The organism is Mycobacterium sp. 20KCMC460, from assembly GCF_022179425.1.
Lineage (GTDB): Bacteria > Actinomycetota > Actinomycetes > Mycobacteriales > Mycobacteriaceae > Mycobacterium > Mycobacterium kiyosense.
In genome coordinates, this window is the sequence record NZ_AP025524.1 from 2,018,821 (window position 1) to 2,031,521 (window position 12,701).

Annotated in this window: 12 protein-coding genes, 1 tRNA gene and 2 pseudogenes; 7 read left to right on the forward strand and 8 right to left on the reverse strand. The window is 63.1% G+C overall.

The window, feature by feature from the left end; all coding sequences use genetic code 11:
* The 3 genes from MKCMC460_RS09410 to crcB (MKCMC460_RS09420) are packed head-to-tail and all read right to left on the reverse strand — an operon-like array spanning position 1 to position 1,855.
* Positions 1-1,098, reverse strand: coding sequence for a DUF190 domain-containing protein (locus MKCMC460_RS09410; RefSeq protein ID WP_236981647.1), 1,098 nt, complete (start codon positions 1,096-1,098; stop codon positions 1-3).
* On the reverse strand, positions 1,095-1,463 hold the full coding sequence (gene crcB / locus MKCMC460_RS09415) for a fluoride efflux transporter CrcB (RefSeq protein WP_236981648.1): 369 nt from the start codon (positions 1,461-1,463) through the stop codon (positions 1,095-1,097). The genes MKCMC460_RS09410 and crcB (MKCMC460_RS09415) overlap by 4 nt, the downstream gene beginning before the upstream one ends.
* The gene (gene crcB, locus MKCMC460_RS09420; protein WP_236981649.1) at positions 1,460-1,855 is read right to left on the reverse strand and encodes a fluoride efflux transporter CrcB; all 396 of its coding nucleotides are present in this window, start codon (positions 1,853-1,855) and stop codon (positions 1,460-1,462) included. Before crcB (MKCMC460_RS09420) ends, crcB (MKCMC460_RS09415) begins: the two co-directional genes overlap by 4 nt.
* Before the next feature lie 79 nt (positions 1,856-1,934).
* Here crcB (MKCMC460_RS09420) and pgm point away from each other — a divergent pair, with 79 nt between their 5' ends.
* The 3 genes from pgm to MKCMC460_RS09435 all read left to right on the forward strand — a co-directional run bounded on the left by pgm (position 1,935) and on the right by MKCMC460_RS09435 (position 4,159).
* On the forward strand, positions 1,935-3,563 hold the full coding sequence (gene pgm, locus MKCMC460_RS09425) for a phosphoglucomutase (alpha-D-glucose-1,6-bisphosphate-dependent) (protein WP_236981650.1): 1,629 nt from the start codon (positions 1,935-1,937) through the stop codon (positions 3,561-3,563).
* 129 nt (positions 3,564-3,692) lie between these two features.
* A tRNA-Ala gene (locus MKCMC460_RS09430) sits at positions 3,693-3,768 on the forward strand.
* Between the two features lie 178 nt (positions 3,769-3,946).
* Positions 3,947-4,159: a hypothetical protein gene (locus MKCMC460_RS09435; protein ID WP_236981651.1), complete on the forward strand. Its 213-nt coding sequence runs from the start codon at positions 3,947-3,949 to the stop codon at positions 4,157-4,159.
* 258 nt (positions 4,160-4,417) lie between these two features.
* Here MKCMC460_RS09435 and MKCMC460_RS09440 read toward each other — a convergent pair.
* Positions 4,418-5,482, reverse strand: a pseudogene (locus tag MKCMC460_RS09440) (recombinase family protein); the annotation flags it as partial.
* Entirely contained in the window at positions 5,449-6,099 is a 651-nt protein-coding gene (locus tag MKCMC460_RS09445; RefSeq protein WP_238305988.1) for a helix-turn-helix domain-containing protein, read from the reverse strand. The gene MKCMC460_RS09445 and the pseudogene MKCMC460_RS09440, both read right to left, overlap by 34 nt.
* A 284-nt stretch (positions 6,100-6,383) precedes the next feature.
* Here MKCMC460_RS09445 and MKCMC460_RS09450 point away from each other — a divergent pair, with 284 nt between their 5' ends.
* Positions 6,384-6,947: a DUF4185 domain-containing protein gene (locus MKCMC460_RS09450; protein WP_238305614.1), complete on the forward strand. Its 564-nt coding sequence runs from the start codon at positions 6,384-6,386 to the stop codon at positions 6,945-6,947.
* 10 nt (positions 6,948-6,957) lie between these two features.
* Positions 6,958-7,473, forward strand: a complete 516-nt coding sequence (locus MKCMC460_RS09455) for a hypothetical protein (RefSeq protein ID WP_236981655.1) — start codon at positions 6,958-6,960, stop codon at positions 7,471-7,473.
* A 691-nt stretch (positions 7,474-8,164) separates the two neighbouring features.
* Here MKCMC460_RS09455 and MKCMC460_RS31740 read toward each other — a convergent pair.
* Entirely contained in the window at positions 8,165-8,620 is a 456-nt protein-coding gene (locus MKCMC460_RS31740; RefSeq protein ID WP_370653097.1) for a GTP-binding protein, read from the reverse strand.
* On the opposite strand from MKCMC460_RS31740, the pseudogene MKCMC460_RS09465 reads away from it, so the two are divergent.
* A pseudogene (locus MKCMC460_RS09465) lies at positions 8,547-9,822 on the forward strand (ISL3 family transposase). The gene MKCMC460_RS31740 and the pseudogene MKCMC460_RS09465 sit on opposite strands and share 74 nt — an antisense overlap.
* Before the next feature lie 93 nt (positions 9,823-9,915).
* The gene (locus tag MKCMC460_RS09470; RefSeq protein WP_238305616.1) at positions 9,916-10,302 is read left to right on the forward strand and encodes a hypothetical protein; all 387 of its coding nucleotides are present in this window, start codon (positions 9,916-9,918) and stop codon (positions 10,300-10,302) included.
* 290 nt (positions 10,303-10,592) lie between these two features.
* On the opposite strand, the gene MKCMC460_RS09475 is transcribed toward MKCMC460_RS09470, so the two are convergent.
* Together MKCMC460_RS09475 and MKCMC460_RS09480 are read right to left on the reverse strand one after the other, a co-directional pair.
* Positions 10,593-11,411, reverse strand: a complete 819-nt coding sequence (locus tag MKCMC460_RS09475; RefSeq protein WP_238305617.1) for a DUF1906 domain-containing protein — start codon at positions 11,409-11,411, stop codon at positions 10,593-10,595.
* A gap of 125 nt (positions 11,412-11,536) precedes the next feature.
* Positions 11,537-12,184: a DUF732 domain-containing protein gene (locus tag MKCMC460_RS09480; RefSeq protein WP_238305619.1), complete on the reverse strand. Its 648-nt coding sequence runs from the start codon at positions 12,182-12,184 to the stop codon at positions 11,537-11,539.
* Positions 12,185-12,701 lie beyond the last annotated feature (517 nt).

Below are 12,701 nucleotides of genomic sequence, written 5' to 3' on the forward strand. Positions count from 1 at the left end.
TCAGTAGTCGTACTCGGCCAGTGAAGTTTCAGGCCGGTGTCCGGGCCCGTCCACCGTCATCGCGGCCGGCACCATTTCGCTGGTGACCAGTCCGTGGTGGGTGGTGAGTTCGTCGATGATGTCGAAGCTGCGGGCGATGGCCTGGGGTGTGTCGACGACGATCGTCGTCACCGGAACCTGGCGGGCAAGCTGGAATAGCTTGTCCCCGTGCGGTTTATGGTCGCCGTAGAAGCCCCAGGTGCCACGCAGCACCGTGGCCCCGCGCGCCGCGTGGGATTGCATCAGCTGCTGGATAATGGCGCGGTGGATCGGTTGCTCCCCGTCGTGGCCCGTCGCGGCGGTGTGCACCATCAGCTTCTGCCACAGCGTGCGCCCCTGGCTGTCGGTCGGCGGCAGTTCCTGTGGGCGGGCGAACAATTCACCGTCACGTTTGCACAGACGCACCCGTTCGATGGTGAGCAGGGGATTAGTCAGCAGTTCGGCCAGTTCGGTTGCGGCCGCCGACACCTGCTGCGGCAACCCGACGGCAATGATCATTTGCGGCACGTTGACGTTGCGGCCGAAGAACCTGGCCCGTTGGCGCTGGCCGTGCACTGTTCCGTCGACACCGAGAAGCACTGTTGCACCGGCGAATCCGTGTCGATACAGCAGTTCGCAGATCGCGTAGTGGGCCGGCGCTCCGAGAACCCGTACCTGACGGCCGACGTACACGGTCATTTTGGCGGCGTCGCCGGTCCGGCTGTCGATTTCGCTGAAGGCGTCGGTGCCACTGTCTTTGGTGACCAGTCGCGCACGTTCCAGCGTCACCAGGCCGCGACCGGTCATCGCCATCGTTTGCTCGACCACCGCACGGATCTTCGACTCGACGTCGACGGCGGCGATCGTGACCGGGGGATCCTCGGACAGGCTCAGCGAACTGTCGCTGCGCAGATCGCCCTTCGGCCCGAAACTTGTTATGCCACGCAGCATTACGCTAGTAGCGATGTCCCGCGAGCCGAACAGGTCCAGCAGGCCATCGGCCAGGAATCGCCTCGGTTCGCCGACCACTCGCTCGCGTTCGCCGAAATAGGCGGTGAGTTTGAGGCTCTGCTCGCTCATATCAGCTCTGCGATCCATTGCCCTAGCAGTACCGCGGCCAACCCGAGGACGACACTGACGGCGAGATTGGCGCACGCCGCGAACAACTGTCGTTCTTCGCTGAGCCGCTGGGTTTCCAGCATCCAGGTGGAAAAGGTGGTGTAGGCGCCGACGAACGCGGTGCCGGCCAGCAGCGCGACATCTTTGGGCAACGCCAGGTTGGCCAGAAAGCCGAGCAGTGCGGCGCCGGTGACGTTCACCGTGAGCGTGCCGTACGGGAAGGGGCGGGCCACGCGGCGGGCAACGGTGCGATCCACCAGAAACCGCGATACCGAGCCGACGCCCCCGATCAGCATGACCCCGAGCCAGACCAGAGCCGTCGTCATCGCAAGCGCACCCGGCGTACCAGGGCGGTGGCCAGATACACCGCCAGTAGGCCGAGCACGATGCTGACGACGGTGTAGGTGACGGCCAGCACCCAATGGCCGTGCTGGACCATCCTGACCGTCTCGACCTGCATGGTGGAGAAGGTGGTCAGCCCGCCGCACAATCCGGTGCCCAGCATCGGGCGCCGGTAGCTGGACAGCGGCAGTCGTTCGAGTAATCGGGTGGTGAAATAGCCGACCAGGAAGGCGCCCAGGATGTTGACGGTGAACGTCGGCCACGGCCAGCGCGCCGGATCGGGGACGGCGAGGGTGGCCAGCGCCGCGCGGGCCAGCGACCCCAGGGCTCCGCCGGCGAAGATCGCGGCCAGCTCCCGATAGTCGTGGCGTGCCACCGGTTGTTTCCCTTCGGTATTTCAACTGTGCGCCTACGTAGCGTAGGGCGCGGTGCGGCGTATGGGCAGAATTGGTCCCATGGCTCACCCGCGCGCCGGTCAACCGGCCCAGCCCGAAGACCTCGTCGACCTGCCCCACCTGGTGACTGCGTACTACTCGGTGGTGCCCGATCCCGACGAGGTCGCCCAGCAGGTGGTGTTCGGCACGTCGGGTCACCGCGGGTCGGCGTTGAACGGCGCGTTCAACGAAGCGCACATTCTGGCGACCACCCAGGCGATCGTCGAGCACCGCACCGCGCAGGGGGTGACGGGGCCGTTGTTCATCGGCCGGGACACCCACGGGCTGTCCGAGCCGGCGTGGGTGTCGGCGCTGGAGGTGTTGGTCGCCAATGACGTTGTGACCGTTGTCGATTCACGCGACCGGTACACCCCGACGCCGGCTGTGAGCCACGCCATCCTCACTTACAACCGCGGGCGCACTGAGGGATTGGCCGACGGGATCGTGGTGACACCGTCGCACAACCCGCCCTCGGATGGCGGTTTCAAGTACAACCCGCCCAACGGCGGCCCGGCGGATTCGGCGGCGACCAACGTGATTGCCAAGCGCGCCAACGAAATTCTGCGGGACCTTTCTGCGGTGCGCAGGGTACCGCTGGCGCGGGCGCTGGGTGCGGCGCAGCGGCACGACTACCTGGGTTCGTACGTCGACGACCTGGTGAACGTCGTGGACGTCGACGCGGTGCGCGCAGCCGGGGTGCGGATCGGGGCCGATCCGTTGGGTGGAGCAAGCGTCGACTACTGGGGCGCTATCGCTGATCGGCACGGTCTGGACCTGACCGTGGTCAACCCGCTGGTCGATGCGACCTGGCGGTTCATGACGCTGGACCACGACGGCAAGATCCGGATGGACTGCAGCTCGCCGGATGCGATGGCGTCGTTGATTGCCAACCGGGATCGCTATCAAATCGCCACCGGTAACGACGCCGACTCCGACCGGCACGGCATCGTCACTCCGGATGGGGGACTGCTCAACCCGAATCACTATCTGGCCGTGGCCATCGATTACCTGTTCACGCACCGGCCGTCCTGGCCTGCGGACGTCGGCGTGGGCAAGACGGCGGTGAGCTCGTCGATCATCGACCGGGTGGTGGCCGGTCTGGGCCGGACGTTGGTGGAGGTGCCGGTCGGCTTCAAGTGGTTCGTCGACGGATTAATCGGCGGCACAATCGGTTTCGGCGGTGAGGAGTCGGCGGGGGCGTCGTTCCTGCGTCGGGACGGATCGGTGTGGACGACGGACAAGGACGGCATCATTCTGGCGCTGCTGGCCTCGGAGATGTTGGCGGTAACCGGTCGGACGCCGTCGCAGCGGTATACGGAGCTGACGGGGCGCTACGGTGCGCCGGTGTACGCGCGGGTGGACGCGCCGGCTTCCCGCGAGCAGAAGGCTCGGTTGTCGCGGCTATCGGCTGCTGAGGTGACGGCCACCGAGCTGGCGGGGGAGCCGATCGTGGCGAAGCTGACCTCCGCGCCGGGCAACGGCGCGGCGCTGGGCGGGCTGAAGGTGGTTACCGAGAACGCGTGGTTCGCCGCGCGGCCGTCGGGCACCGAGGACGTCTACAAGATCTACGCCGAGTCGTTTCGGGGTCCCGAGCACCTCGCTGAGGTGCAGCAGGTGGCCCGGGAGGTGGTCAACCAGGCCATCGAGTAGGGGCTGGTGGCGGCCGGTGTCTTGCTTTCGCAGAAGCGGGCCCGCTGTTCGGAACGGGTCCGTGCCGCCGCCCTGGCCAGCGGTTTTGAACCCGTGTGGCCGGTGGTGTAGCTTCGATGAGCACGACTTGGGGCTATGGCGCAGCTGGTAGCGCACCACACTGGCAGTGTGGGGGTCAGGGGTTCGAGTCCCCTTAGCTCCACCAGACCGGCCTTACTCGAACCGCTGGCCAAAAAAATGCCAGCGAGTCCGAGTGGGGCCGTTTTGTTGTTATTGACTGAATCCGCAGTTGTGGCGTCCCGGAATCGGGCGTCCGCTGTGCCTAAGGCCATCATTGCCCTCTTTGCTTCGGCGATTTCGGCGAAAAGCGGCTTCAGTTCGTCATGGACAACCTCGCAGTCGTCGATGTAGAGCTTCTGGAAGAACGTGTCGTTGAGGTTGCGGCGGACTTGATTACTTCCGTTCTGGTACAGCGCGTGGGTGTCGGCGACGAGGTGCAGCGCATCACGCAGCACTCCCGCGCCGAGCGACAGCTGATCGGCGGTGGTCGCGAGGCCAGCTTCGATGCGGGCGCGGTCGATCTTGACCTCGTTTAGCTTGGCGCGGATCTTTGCGGCCGGCAATGTGCCGTCGGCGGCAAGATCGATGAGCCGGGACTCTTTCTCGCTGAGTTCCCTCAGGCGCCGCGTGAGTGCTGCGTGCACTTCTCGCTCGCTGCCCTGGGCGTCGGCGAGTGCTGCGTCGAGCTTCTCCCGACATTCGTTCGCGAATTCCTCGCCGAGTTGGAAAGTGATGTAGTGGTCGACGACCGCCTGCTCCACGCGCTCGATGGCGATGTGCGGCAGGTCGCAGAGCCCGTCTTGTCGTGCTCGGCACAGGAAGTACCCGTAGCGTCTGCTGCGGCCTTTGGCCTCGGTATAGATGAGCCGCGAGGTCCGGCCATGTTCGTCACATCGGTCGCAGAACAGCAGTCCCTTGAGGTAATGGTTGAGAACACGATCGCGAGTTCCGCGGCCGCTGCGGGCGGCCTGAACTTCACGGACGCGCTCGAAGAGGTCCTGCCCGATGATCGGTTCGTGTCGCCCGGGGTAGATATCACCCTTGTAGACGACGAAGCCGGCGTAATAGGCGTCGCCGAGCATCCGGTGCAATTGCGTGTCGGACATCGGTCTGCCTGCTGGCCAGCGGCCGGTTGGTTTGCTGGTCAAGCCCAGGTCGGCCATCGTGGCCGTGAGTCGTTCGATTGAATAGTCGCCCGTGGAATACAGCTCCCAGGCTTTCAGTACCAGAGGTGCACGGAGGGGGTCGAGGCTGACAGTATTGATCAGTCGCCCCTCGACTTCGGTCCTGGTGTTGAGGTAGCCGATTGGGGCTCGTCCTGTGGTGCCTCCGTTAATGGCCTTGTGCTGCAATTTGATTCGGATGTCTTCACCGCTGAGCTTGTTTTGAACGTCGTTGAAGATATCGGTAACGGCCTCCATCATGTCGGCGTAGACACCGTCGCCGAAATCTTCACGCGCAGAGACGAGTTTGACATTGAGCTTATCGAGAAGGCGTTTGGTGATGGCTGCGTCGATGTAGTTGCGGAAGGCGCGGGAGCGGGCGTATACGATGACGTAGCGCACGTCGCTGTGCTCGCGCAGGAACGTCAGCATGTCTTGGAATGCTTGGCGTTTCTCGATCGTCGACGCAGAAACACCTGGCTCGACGAATTCCTTCACGACATCAGCACCCAGGTTGTTGGCCTTGCGGCTGGCTACTTCCCGTTGCGTGGCAATGGAATTGCCATCCGGGTCGATGTCGACGGCGGTGTCCATCTGCTTCTTGGATGACACCCGGAGGTAAAGGACGGCCTTGGTGGGCTCCTCAAACTTGGTTGATCTGTTCATGTCAGCACTCCTTCGGGGCGCGGGGGGCATTGTGGACAGTGGTTGTAGTGCCTCAGGCTTTGGTGAGGGGACGAGCGCCGCGTGTGGGCATCCAGGGTCTTGTCGACGTATTGCTCGATGTCTTCGACCGCAGCTTCGGGTATGCCTTCGAACTTGGTGCTGAGGTAAGTGCCGAAATCCGGTAGGTCGTCGGCGGTAAACCAGCCTGCGGTGGTGAACAGTTCCATCGGGCTGATGGCGAGGACGCGGCCGATTGCGACCAGGTTCTCGACCCGTGGGTTCGCGATCAATCCCTGCTCGATTCTCCAAACAGTGCCAGGATCGACCTTGGCGCGCTTGGCGACCTCATTGGCGCTCAGGCGCAATTCCGTCCGCTTGATTTTGAGCAGGTTGATAAGTTTTGCAATTTGTTCTGGTGTCATTCGAATGGCGCCCCTTTGTACCATTAATTGTACAATGGAATATTGCACAAAATCAATACAAATACGCATTTCTGCGACGCATGAATTCATTGAATGGCCGTCAATTATTGCAAACTTTAAAAACGCTGGTCTCGGCTTGCGACGCCTTCCGAGCAACTGCAACTGCAACTGCAAGCGCAACAGAGGTTTGCCCGCGAGTCTCGGCTGGACGGGCATTGTGGTCATCACGAGCCATTTCTATAGTGTGGATCTGGCCGTGATGTGGGTTATGCGACTCCATAGCAGACAGGGGGCTCACGTGGCTGATCTGGTCAAAATGGATCTGGATGCGATGGCGCTGCTGCAGCCGCAGGTTCAAGCGGTGGTGAACGACATTACCAATGACATCAAGACCGACCCCGTTCCCGAGGCGGGCGCCGGTGCGTCTCCGGCGCTGGCGGCAGCCCACGACCTGGCGCTGACTGCTGGCGGTGTGCAGTTAACGGTGGCGCGGGCCGAACCACCTGGCGGTGGGCACCAAACCGGACAGCGCGCCCACCCAGATCAGCGGCTACCAAGCCAGCAACGGCCATATCTACATCGCCGCCGACGCCTTCGACCGCAGCCTGGGCATCACGATGTACGAGGTCGACAACCCCGCCGACATCACCAACCGCGACTCCTGGAAGCCCTGGACCGGCGACGATTTTGGCCAAGCAGGCCCAGACTCCGCAGCGCGCGCGGTCCCACTGACAGACCGTGGCGTTCACTACGGAGAAATCAGCTTTCGCGAGGTCGGTGGCCGCCCCGTCTTGTCGGGCTGGAACGGGGCTACCGGGGGAACTGAAATCCAAGTTGGCAACGGAGCGCCCGTCCAGATTTTTGATCCCAACAACTCACTAAACACTGTGGTCGCACAGGCAGGTATCTGGCCGACGGCGCTGACTCCTGGGACGGGTTACCCGCAGAATTACGGCGGATTCATCGTGCCTGGTTCTACGCTGGATAATTTCGGGGTACTGGTCAGTCAATGGGACACCGGTACCGGCGACACCTATACCGTCGAGCAATTCCAGGTGAACCCACATAAATAGGACATTAGACATGCTTACCAGAGCGCTCTGCACCGCTATCGTAATCCTCACGACCTCGCTGCTGACCGCATGCGATGGACACGCCGAACCACTGAAGTTTCCTGACCTCAGCGGCTACACACCTGTCGACATCGCCAATTATGAAATTGCGTTCGATAACCCGGGACGACAACCCACGCGGACTGACTATTTCCTCTCACCGGACGGTGTCGTCTGCCTGATCGATAACGGAGGTGCAGCGTGTTTGGGAAACAATCTCCCAGGCGTTGCCCCGGTGGCCAATCCCGTCACGACCGTGCACTACATGGACACCCAAAAAGGCCTCTACGAATCGGCAAGTCCACGCTACATCGTGAACAACACGATCCACGACCAGCCCATTAAGACTCTGCCGCCACTGCATTCGATCACCGTCGGCGGGGTCGTATGTGGGGTTGACGACAAGAAGACAACGGCATGCAAGGATCCGCAGGGGCGCGGCTTCGTCCTGTCCCCGTCGGGGTCCGGTTGGCTTCCTCACGTATAAAGCTCCTCATGCCCGATCTCTCAGATTCTTAGCCGCTCGTGCAGGTCGGCTAGGATCGGTCACGCTCTAGCTGGCGAATATTGGCCTTTATCAGCGAATTCCGCTCGTCGTGCGTCCACTCTCTGATCTCGGGCAAAGTCAGTACCTGACCGAACGGATGCTGCGCACAGGCCGGCTTCTGACGCGTCGGCTTCGCCAGCGCTGCGCCTGTTGGCGCAGGCGCCAGCTGGCGAGGATGCCGACACTACCGAACCCGAGCGTGAGAACCCCGGGCAGCAGCAACTCCGCACCAAGTACTGCTGCCTCGTGGCCTGCATGAACGCAGAATGGCTGGCGGAGCATTTCATACTCGACAACCGCGTCCCTGGCAATGTGTACGAAGGCATGAAGGACTGGCGCCAGCGACGGATACAGCAGGAGCTGACGGAGCGAAAATCGTTTGGCGGACCGTCGACATGCGACGATGATTGGGAGCGCTACTATGGGCGCGTTGCGGATGCGTCAGATTAGCCGGTCGCCACAGATGCTGCCGCCGCTCCTCCGGGCGCCTGTCTGTATAGCGAATGAGCTAAAAGCTGAACACTTTTCAGCACTGCCGAGCCATTCGACCGAAGCGATCACTTCATGTAATCGTCGGTCGGTCGAGCACGATAGCCGATCGGGATTTGAACGCCGATATTCCCAATTCTGCTCATTTGCAATATAATTGACTGTAGATATGACGCACGATGAATTCTCCAAACTGTATCGGTACATGACCGAACGCTTCGACACGATCGACGCGGCGCTCGAAGCAAAACCCCTTGCTGCGCAATAATCCTCGCATCTCGTCAAGCACCGAATTCAATCGTTGCGGATGAAACGGCCGATCTGCACGGAAGGTAAAGCGGCTCTTCGTGAACGAGAGTGCGTCGGTGATCGGCGGATTGCCGGGAATGTTGTCGTGTCGGTGAGCTGAGGTGGGCCCTCGGCGGGTGACGATTCGGGTTCCTACACCTGCCACAACCACCACACCGAGGGAACCCGTGCCTGAGGCTACTGCCTGCTCGCCGTCTGTTGTTGCCGACACGATCATGCGCACCATCGAGTTGGGGGTGACGATCACTGACGCCGCAGTCGACGAGAAGCAGACCACGATCTTTTGCACGCCGGTGGCCCGTGATCCCCGCTGCCCGGACTGTGGCCACGACGGCCGCTATCGCGACACGGTCGTGCGGCCGTTGACCGATCTGCCGGTGGCCGGCTGCCCTCCTGGTGCTCAGGGTCGCAATCCCGCGCTACCGTTGTCTCACACCACAGTGCGGGCGGGCGGTGTTCAACCAGAACCTCGACAAACTTGCCGCCCCACGCTCGTCGACGACCCGTCGGTGTGCCCGATATGTATTGCGGCGGTTAATGATCGACCGCACGACCATTTCGGCGATCGCAGGCGAACTCGGGGTGTCCTGGCATACCGTCAGCACGATCGCCGTGCGCACCGTTGCGGCTGTGATCGCCGCGGCCGGACCCGATCGGCTTGACGGTGTGCGGGTCATCGGGGTCGATGAGCACCGCTGGGCTCCACGGCGACGCGGCACCGCAGGGTTCGTCACGTTGATCATCGACCTCACCCCGGTCCGCGACGGCACCGGGCCAGCACGGCTGCTTGACCTTGTCGAAGGGCGCTCCGCTGCAGCACTGAAGGCTTGGCTGGCCGATCAGCTGCCGGCGTTTCGCGAGCAGGTCGAGGTCATCGCCATGGACGGCTTCGGCGGCTACAAGACCGCCGCCACCGAGGAACTGCCCGACGCCACCGCGGTCATGGATCCGTTCCACGTCGTCGCGCTGGCGGGCCTGAAGTTGGATCTGTGCCGCCAACGCATCCAGCAGCTGACCTGCGGGCACCGGGGTCGCACCGGCGATCCGCTCTACGGAGTACGCCGCTCCCTGCGCACCCGGGTGCCGTTGCTAAGCGCCCGGCAACGGGCACGATTGGAAGCGGTGTTCGCCGATGACGATCATCTCGGGGTCATGGTGACCTGGAGCGTCTATCAGCGCATCATCGCCGCCTACAGCCACCCCGACCGACGCCGCGCCAAGACCATGATGACCGCGATCATCAACTCGTTACGCCGCGGCGTCCCCGCGATCCTCGCCGAACTGGCCCAACTCGGCCGTACCCTGCACCGCCGCCGCGCCGACATCCTGGCGTTCTTCGACCACCGCGCCTCTAACGGGCCCACCGAGGCCATCAACGGCCGCCTGGAAGCCCTGCGCCGCAACGCCCTTGGCTTCCGAAATCTCACCCACTACCGATGGCGCTCACTGCTACACAGTGGCGCCTTGCACTCACTGGTCGATGCACTCTGAATTACGAAGAGCCGGTAAAGCTGCTGATGCCGTACTCCTCGTTCTCTGGGGTGCAACGGCGGTTGGCAACCGAGATCGACCGGGCCAGACGCGATGACCGTCCCACACCGGACCGACCGACCTTTCACCGTCATCGTCTGCAACGCCTGCTCGGGCGATCCTGCTCTGTCGGTGATCGATGAACTGCGCCCGACGATCCAACGCTGCCCGCACGGCATGCTGGTCTCCGCTGCGTGCATCCTCGGGCCAGTGGCCTGTGCATCTCGGCAATCCGGATGCGGGGTTATGGCGCTGCTGCAGCCCTGCACGGTGGACCGCCACGCGTGCGGACCGGCCCACTGGATCGGCCCGATCGACGGTGACGGTGACGCTGCCGCGCTACGCGACTGGCTCGAACACGGTCAATGGGAGAGCACTCCGCTGCCCACGCGGCTCGCCAGACATTCACGGTGGGTCAACACCGCTAACGAGAGCAATTGACCTGCGCCACATCAAGGTCCAATTGACGGTGGTGCCCAAGTGGTTAGGCGGCGCGTCAATGTGACTGACCGCGGTGGCCACCAGCAACGGAATCGCCGCTGATTGAGCCGTGCGCATCAGCAGCTCCGGCAGCGACACCTCCGGAACGATACCCGCGGGAGACGGCGAAAAATGCCGATTGGCAGCCGCATTCGACACCGTGATCGCAGAATGGATCGACGACGGGCTCAGTGGCGGAGGGCCTGACGAAGGTCAACTTCAACCGTTTTCATCAGGCTGATGCGAGGGTCTCAGGGATGCAAACTCCACTGGCCGAAATCCTGGGCAAGGACATCGTTGACGTCGACTTCGAATCCGCCGACACGTGGGCCTGGATTCGACGCCGTACTCACCACGCGTTGGTAGAGGACGGCGGCGGGGTCGATCCGCGTGCCCGACCAAGCTTTCGTCTGCCAGGCCCACCGGCGGCCGGGAGTGCGCGAATTCCCGATGACACCGTCTGCGGCGGCCCACTGGCACACGTCGATGCCGCCGTAGACGCCGGTGCGCTGCACTCCCAACACGGAGTTGATTCCGCGAAACCACTTCAGCGCCACGTTGTTCCAGGTGTCGTGGTTGATGTCTTCGTCGATGGTGAAGAAGATCGGCGCACTTTGACCGCCACCCGCCGCGGTATGCAGCTTCCACGCGGTGCGCGCATCGGCGACGCCGCCGTCGAACCCGCGCTTGAAGTCCGATGATGCTGACCCGCCCGGCTTGCCGTACTGGTAGTTGCTGACGATCATCAACCCGGCTGCTTTCAGCTGCTCGGCGTAGGGCCGCGTAATCGGTTTGGCGCCGAAGGACGAGCCGGGACGCGACAGCGAGACGTAGTTGATGACGCCGGCGTAGCCGGCAGCCCGAATTTGCTCCGCGGGAATTTGGTTCATGGCGAAGTCGATCAGTTTCGGAGTGGAAGTAGCCGCCGTGGGGACTGCGGCGGCGGGTGCCATTGTCGAGGCCGCAAACAATCCCGGCACTGCCGACATTGCGATGCTGTAGCGCAAAACATCACGCCGGGAAATCGGGCGTGATCGTCGAAGGTGTGAATACACCGCCAGGTCCTGCATCGCAGTGATGTTAACAATGTGACAGCTGTTGAACGGCAGCGTAATTGTGTTGATACCAAAACGATCTCGTGTCGTGTGCCGACGAAATCAGCGTGCCCGCCCGACATGGCCGGCTGACTGGGCGGTTACGGCGCGAGCGCGATGATGCCGGGTTCCATGGGCGGTGGCGGGCCCACGCCGCCCGCCCCACCACCATTGACGCCTCCGCCTCCGCCGGCGCCCGGCGGCGGACCAGTTACCGTCGGTGCCAACGTTCTTGGCGGAGCGGGAGCAGGTGCCTGCGGCGGTATCACACTTTGGACGTCCGGTCCCGGTGCCGGCTGCGTCGGGTTTTCCGGATTGCTCACTTTGATCAGCGAGGCGAGGAGCACCCGGTGCCTCGGTCCGTTCCATCGCGCAGGGATAGCAGCTGCCTGTGCCAGATGGTTCGGACAGTAGGCCTCCACTGCGGCAGCGAAAAAGCGGGCCTGGGTACGCGCGAGCCGATCTCGGTCGGCACCGGGAGTGACGTTGTTGGCATTGTCTACCAGCGCGTCCACCAGGGCACCCGCTGACATCCCGTCGTCGAGATTGCGGCAGATCTGATGCGCTGTGGCGATGAGGCTTGGCACTCCCGACAGGGCAGCTACGCCTTTTTGGCTGAGCAGTCCCAGGAACTGGTCGTCCTGGTTCGGGTCGGCTGATGCTGCGCCGCCGCCCAGGATTGCCGCGCCGGTGAGCGCAACGGCCGCGGTCAACACAGAGCGAGCGGAAACGGTGATGTGGGTGGACATAGCAGGGGCTCCGTTCTGCTAGTCCCCGACGGTTTGACGGTGGTATGCGGGCCACGGGACGATCCGTCGGGCAGTGGGACACCGGGAGTTCGTGGGCAGTTTACCTGAAGTTCACCATTAAAATCATGCTGCGCGGAAATTGGTCGTGTCTCTTTTGTGGGGTAACGCCACGGTGGGCCTTCGATCAATCGTGTGACGCGCCGCCTTTGCCGATCGGCGAGCTAACTGTGCCGCGGAGAAATCGCGGGCGGCTCACTTCATGGTTGGGCGACCTGATCGGACCTTCTCCATGTCGGCCGAAAGGGTTAGCACGCAACGTTTTTCGTGAAGTCATCACGCAGGGCTCTTGCGACCCACGGCAACTACACCGGTGCCGGCGTACCGGCCCGCGGCTCAATCGACTCTTTCACGGGCGTTGCTGAACGACCTAACCAGCCGGAGTCGGAAACGGGGGTCGCAGCTTTGCCGAACCTGGGGAAGTGTCGGTCGGTGCCCGTCGCCAGCTGCAACCTCTTGA

Bases quoted from the DNA above. Each gene is read 5' to 3' on its own strand.
- MKCMC460_RS09410 (WP_236981647.1), bottom strand. From the start codon at position 1,098: ATGAGCGAGCAGAGCCTCAAACTCACCGCCTATTTCGGCGAACGCGAG.
- crcB (WP_236981648.1), bottom strand. From the start codon at position 1,463: ATGACGACGGCTCTGGTCTGGCTCGGGGTCATGCTGATCGGGGGCGTC.
- pgm (WP_236981650.1), top strand. From the start codon at position 1,935: ATGGCTCACCCGCGCGCCGGTCAACCGGCCCAGCCCGAAGACCTCGTC.
- MKCMC460_RS09435 (WP_236981651.1), top strand. From the start codon at position 3,947: ATGGACAACCTCGCAGTCGTCGATGTAGAGCTTCTGGAAGAACGTGTC.
- MKCMC460_RS09445 (WP_238305988.1), bottom strand. From the start codon at position 6,099: ATGACCACAATGCCCGTCCAGCCGAGACTCGCGGGCAAACCTCTGTTG.
- MKCMC460_RS09455 (WP_236981655.1), top strand. From the start codon at position 6,958: ATGCTTACCAGAGCGCTCTGCACCGCTATCGTAATCCTCACGACCTCG.
- MKCMC460_RS09470 (WP_238305616.1), top strand. From the start codon at position 9,916: ATGACCGTCCCACACCGGACCGACCGACCTTTCACCGTCATCGTCTGC.
- MKCMC460_RS09475 (WP_238305617.1), bottom strand. From the start codon at position 11,411: ATGCAGGACCTGGCGGTGTATTCACACCTTCGACGATCACGCCCGATT.
- MKCMC460_RS09480 (WP_238305619.1), bottom strand. From the start codon at position 12,184: ATGTCCACCCACATCACCGTTTCCGCTCGCTCTGTGTTGACCGCGGCC.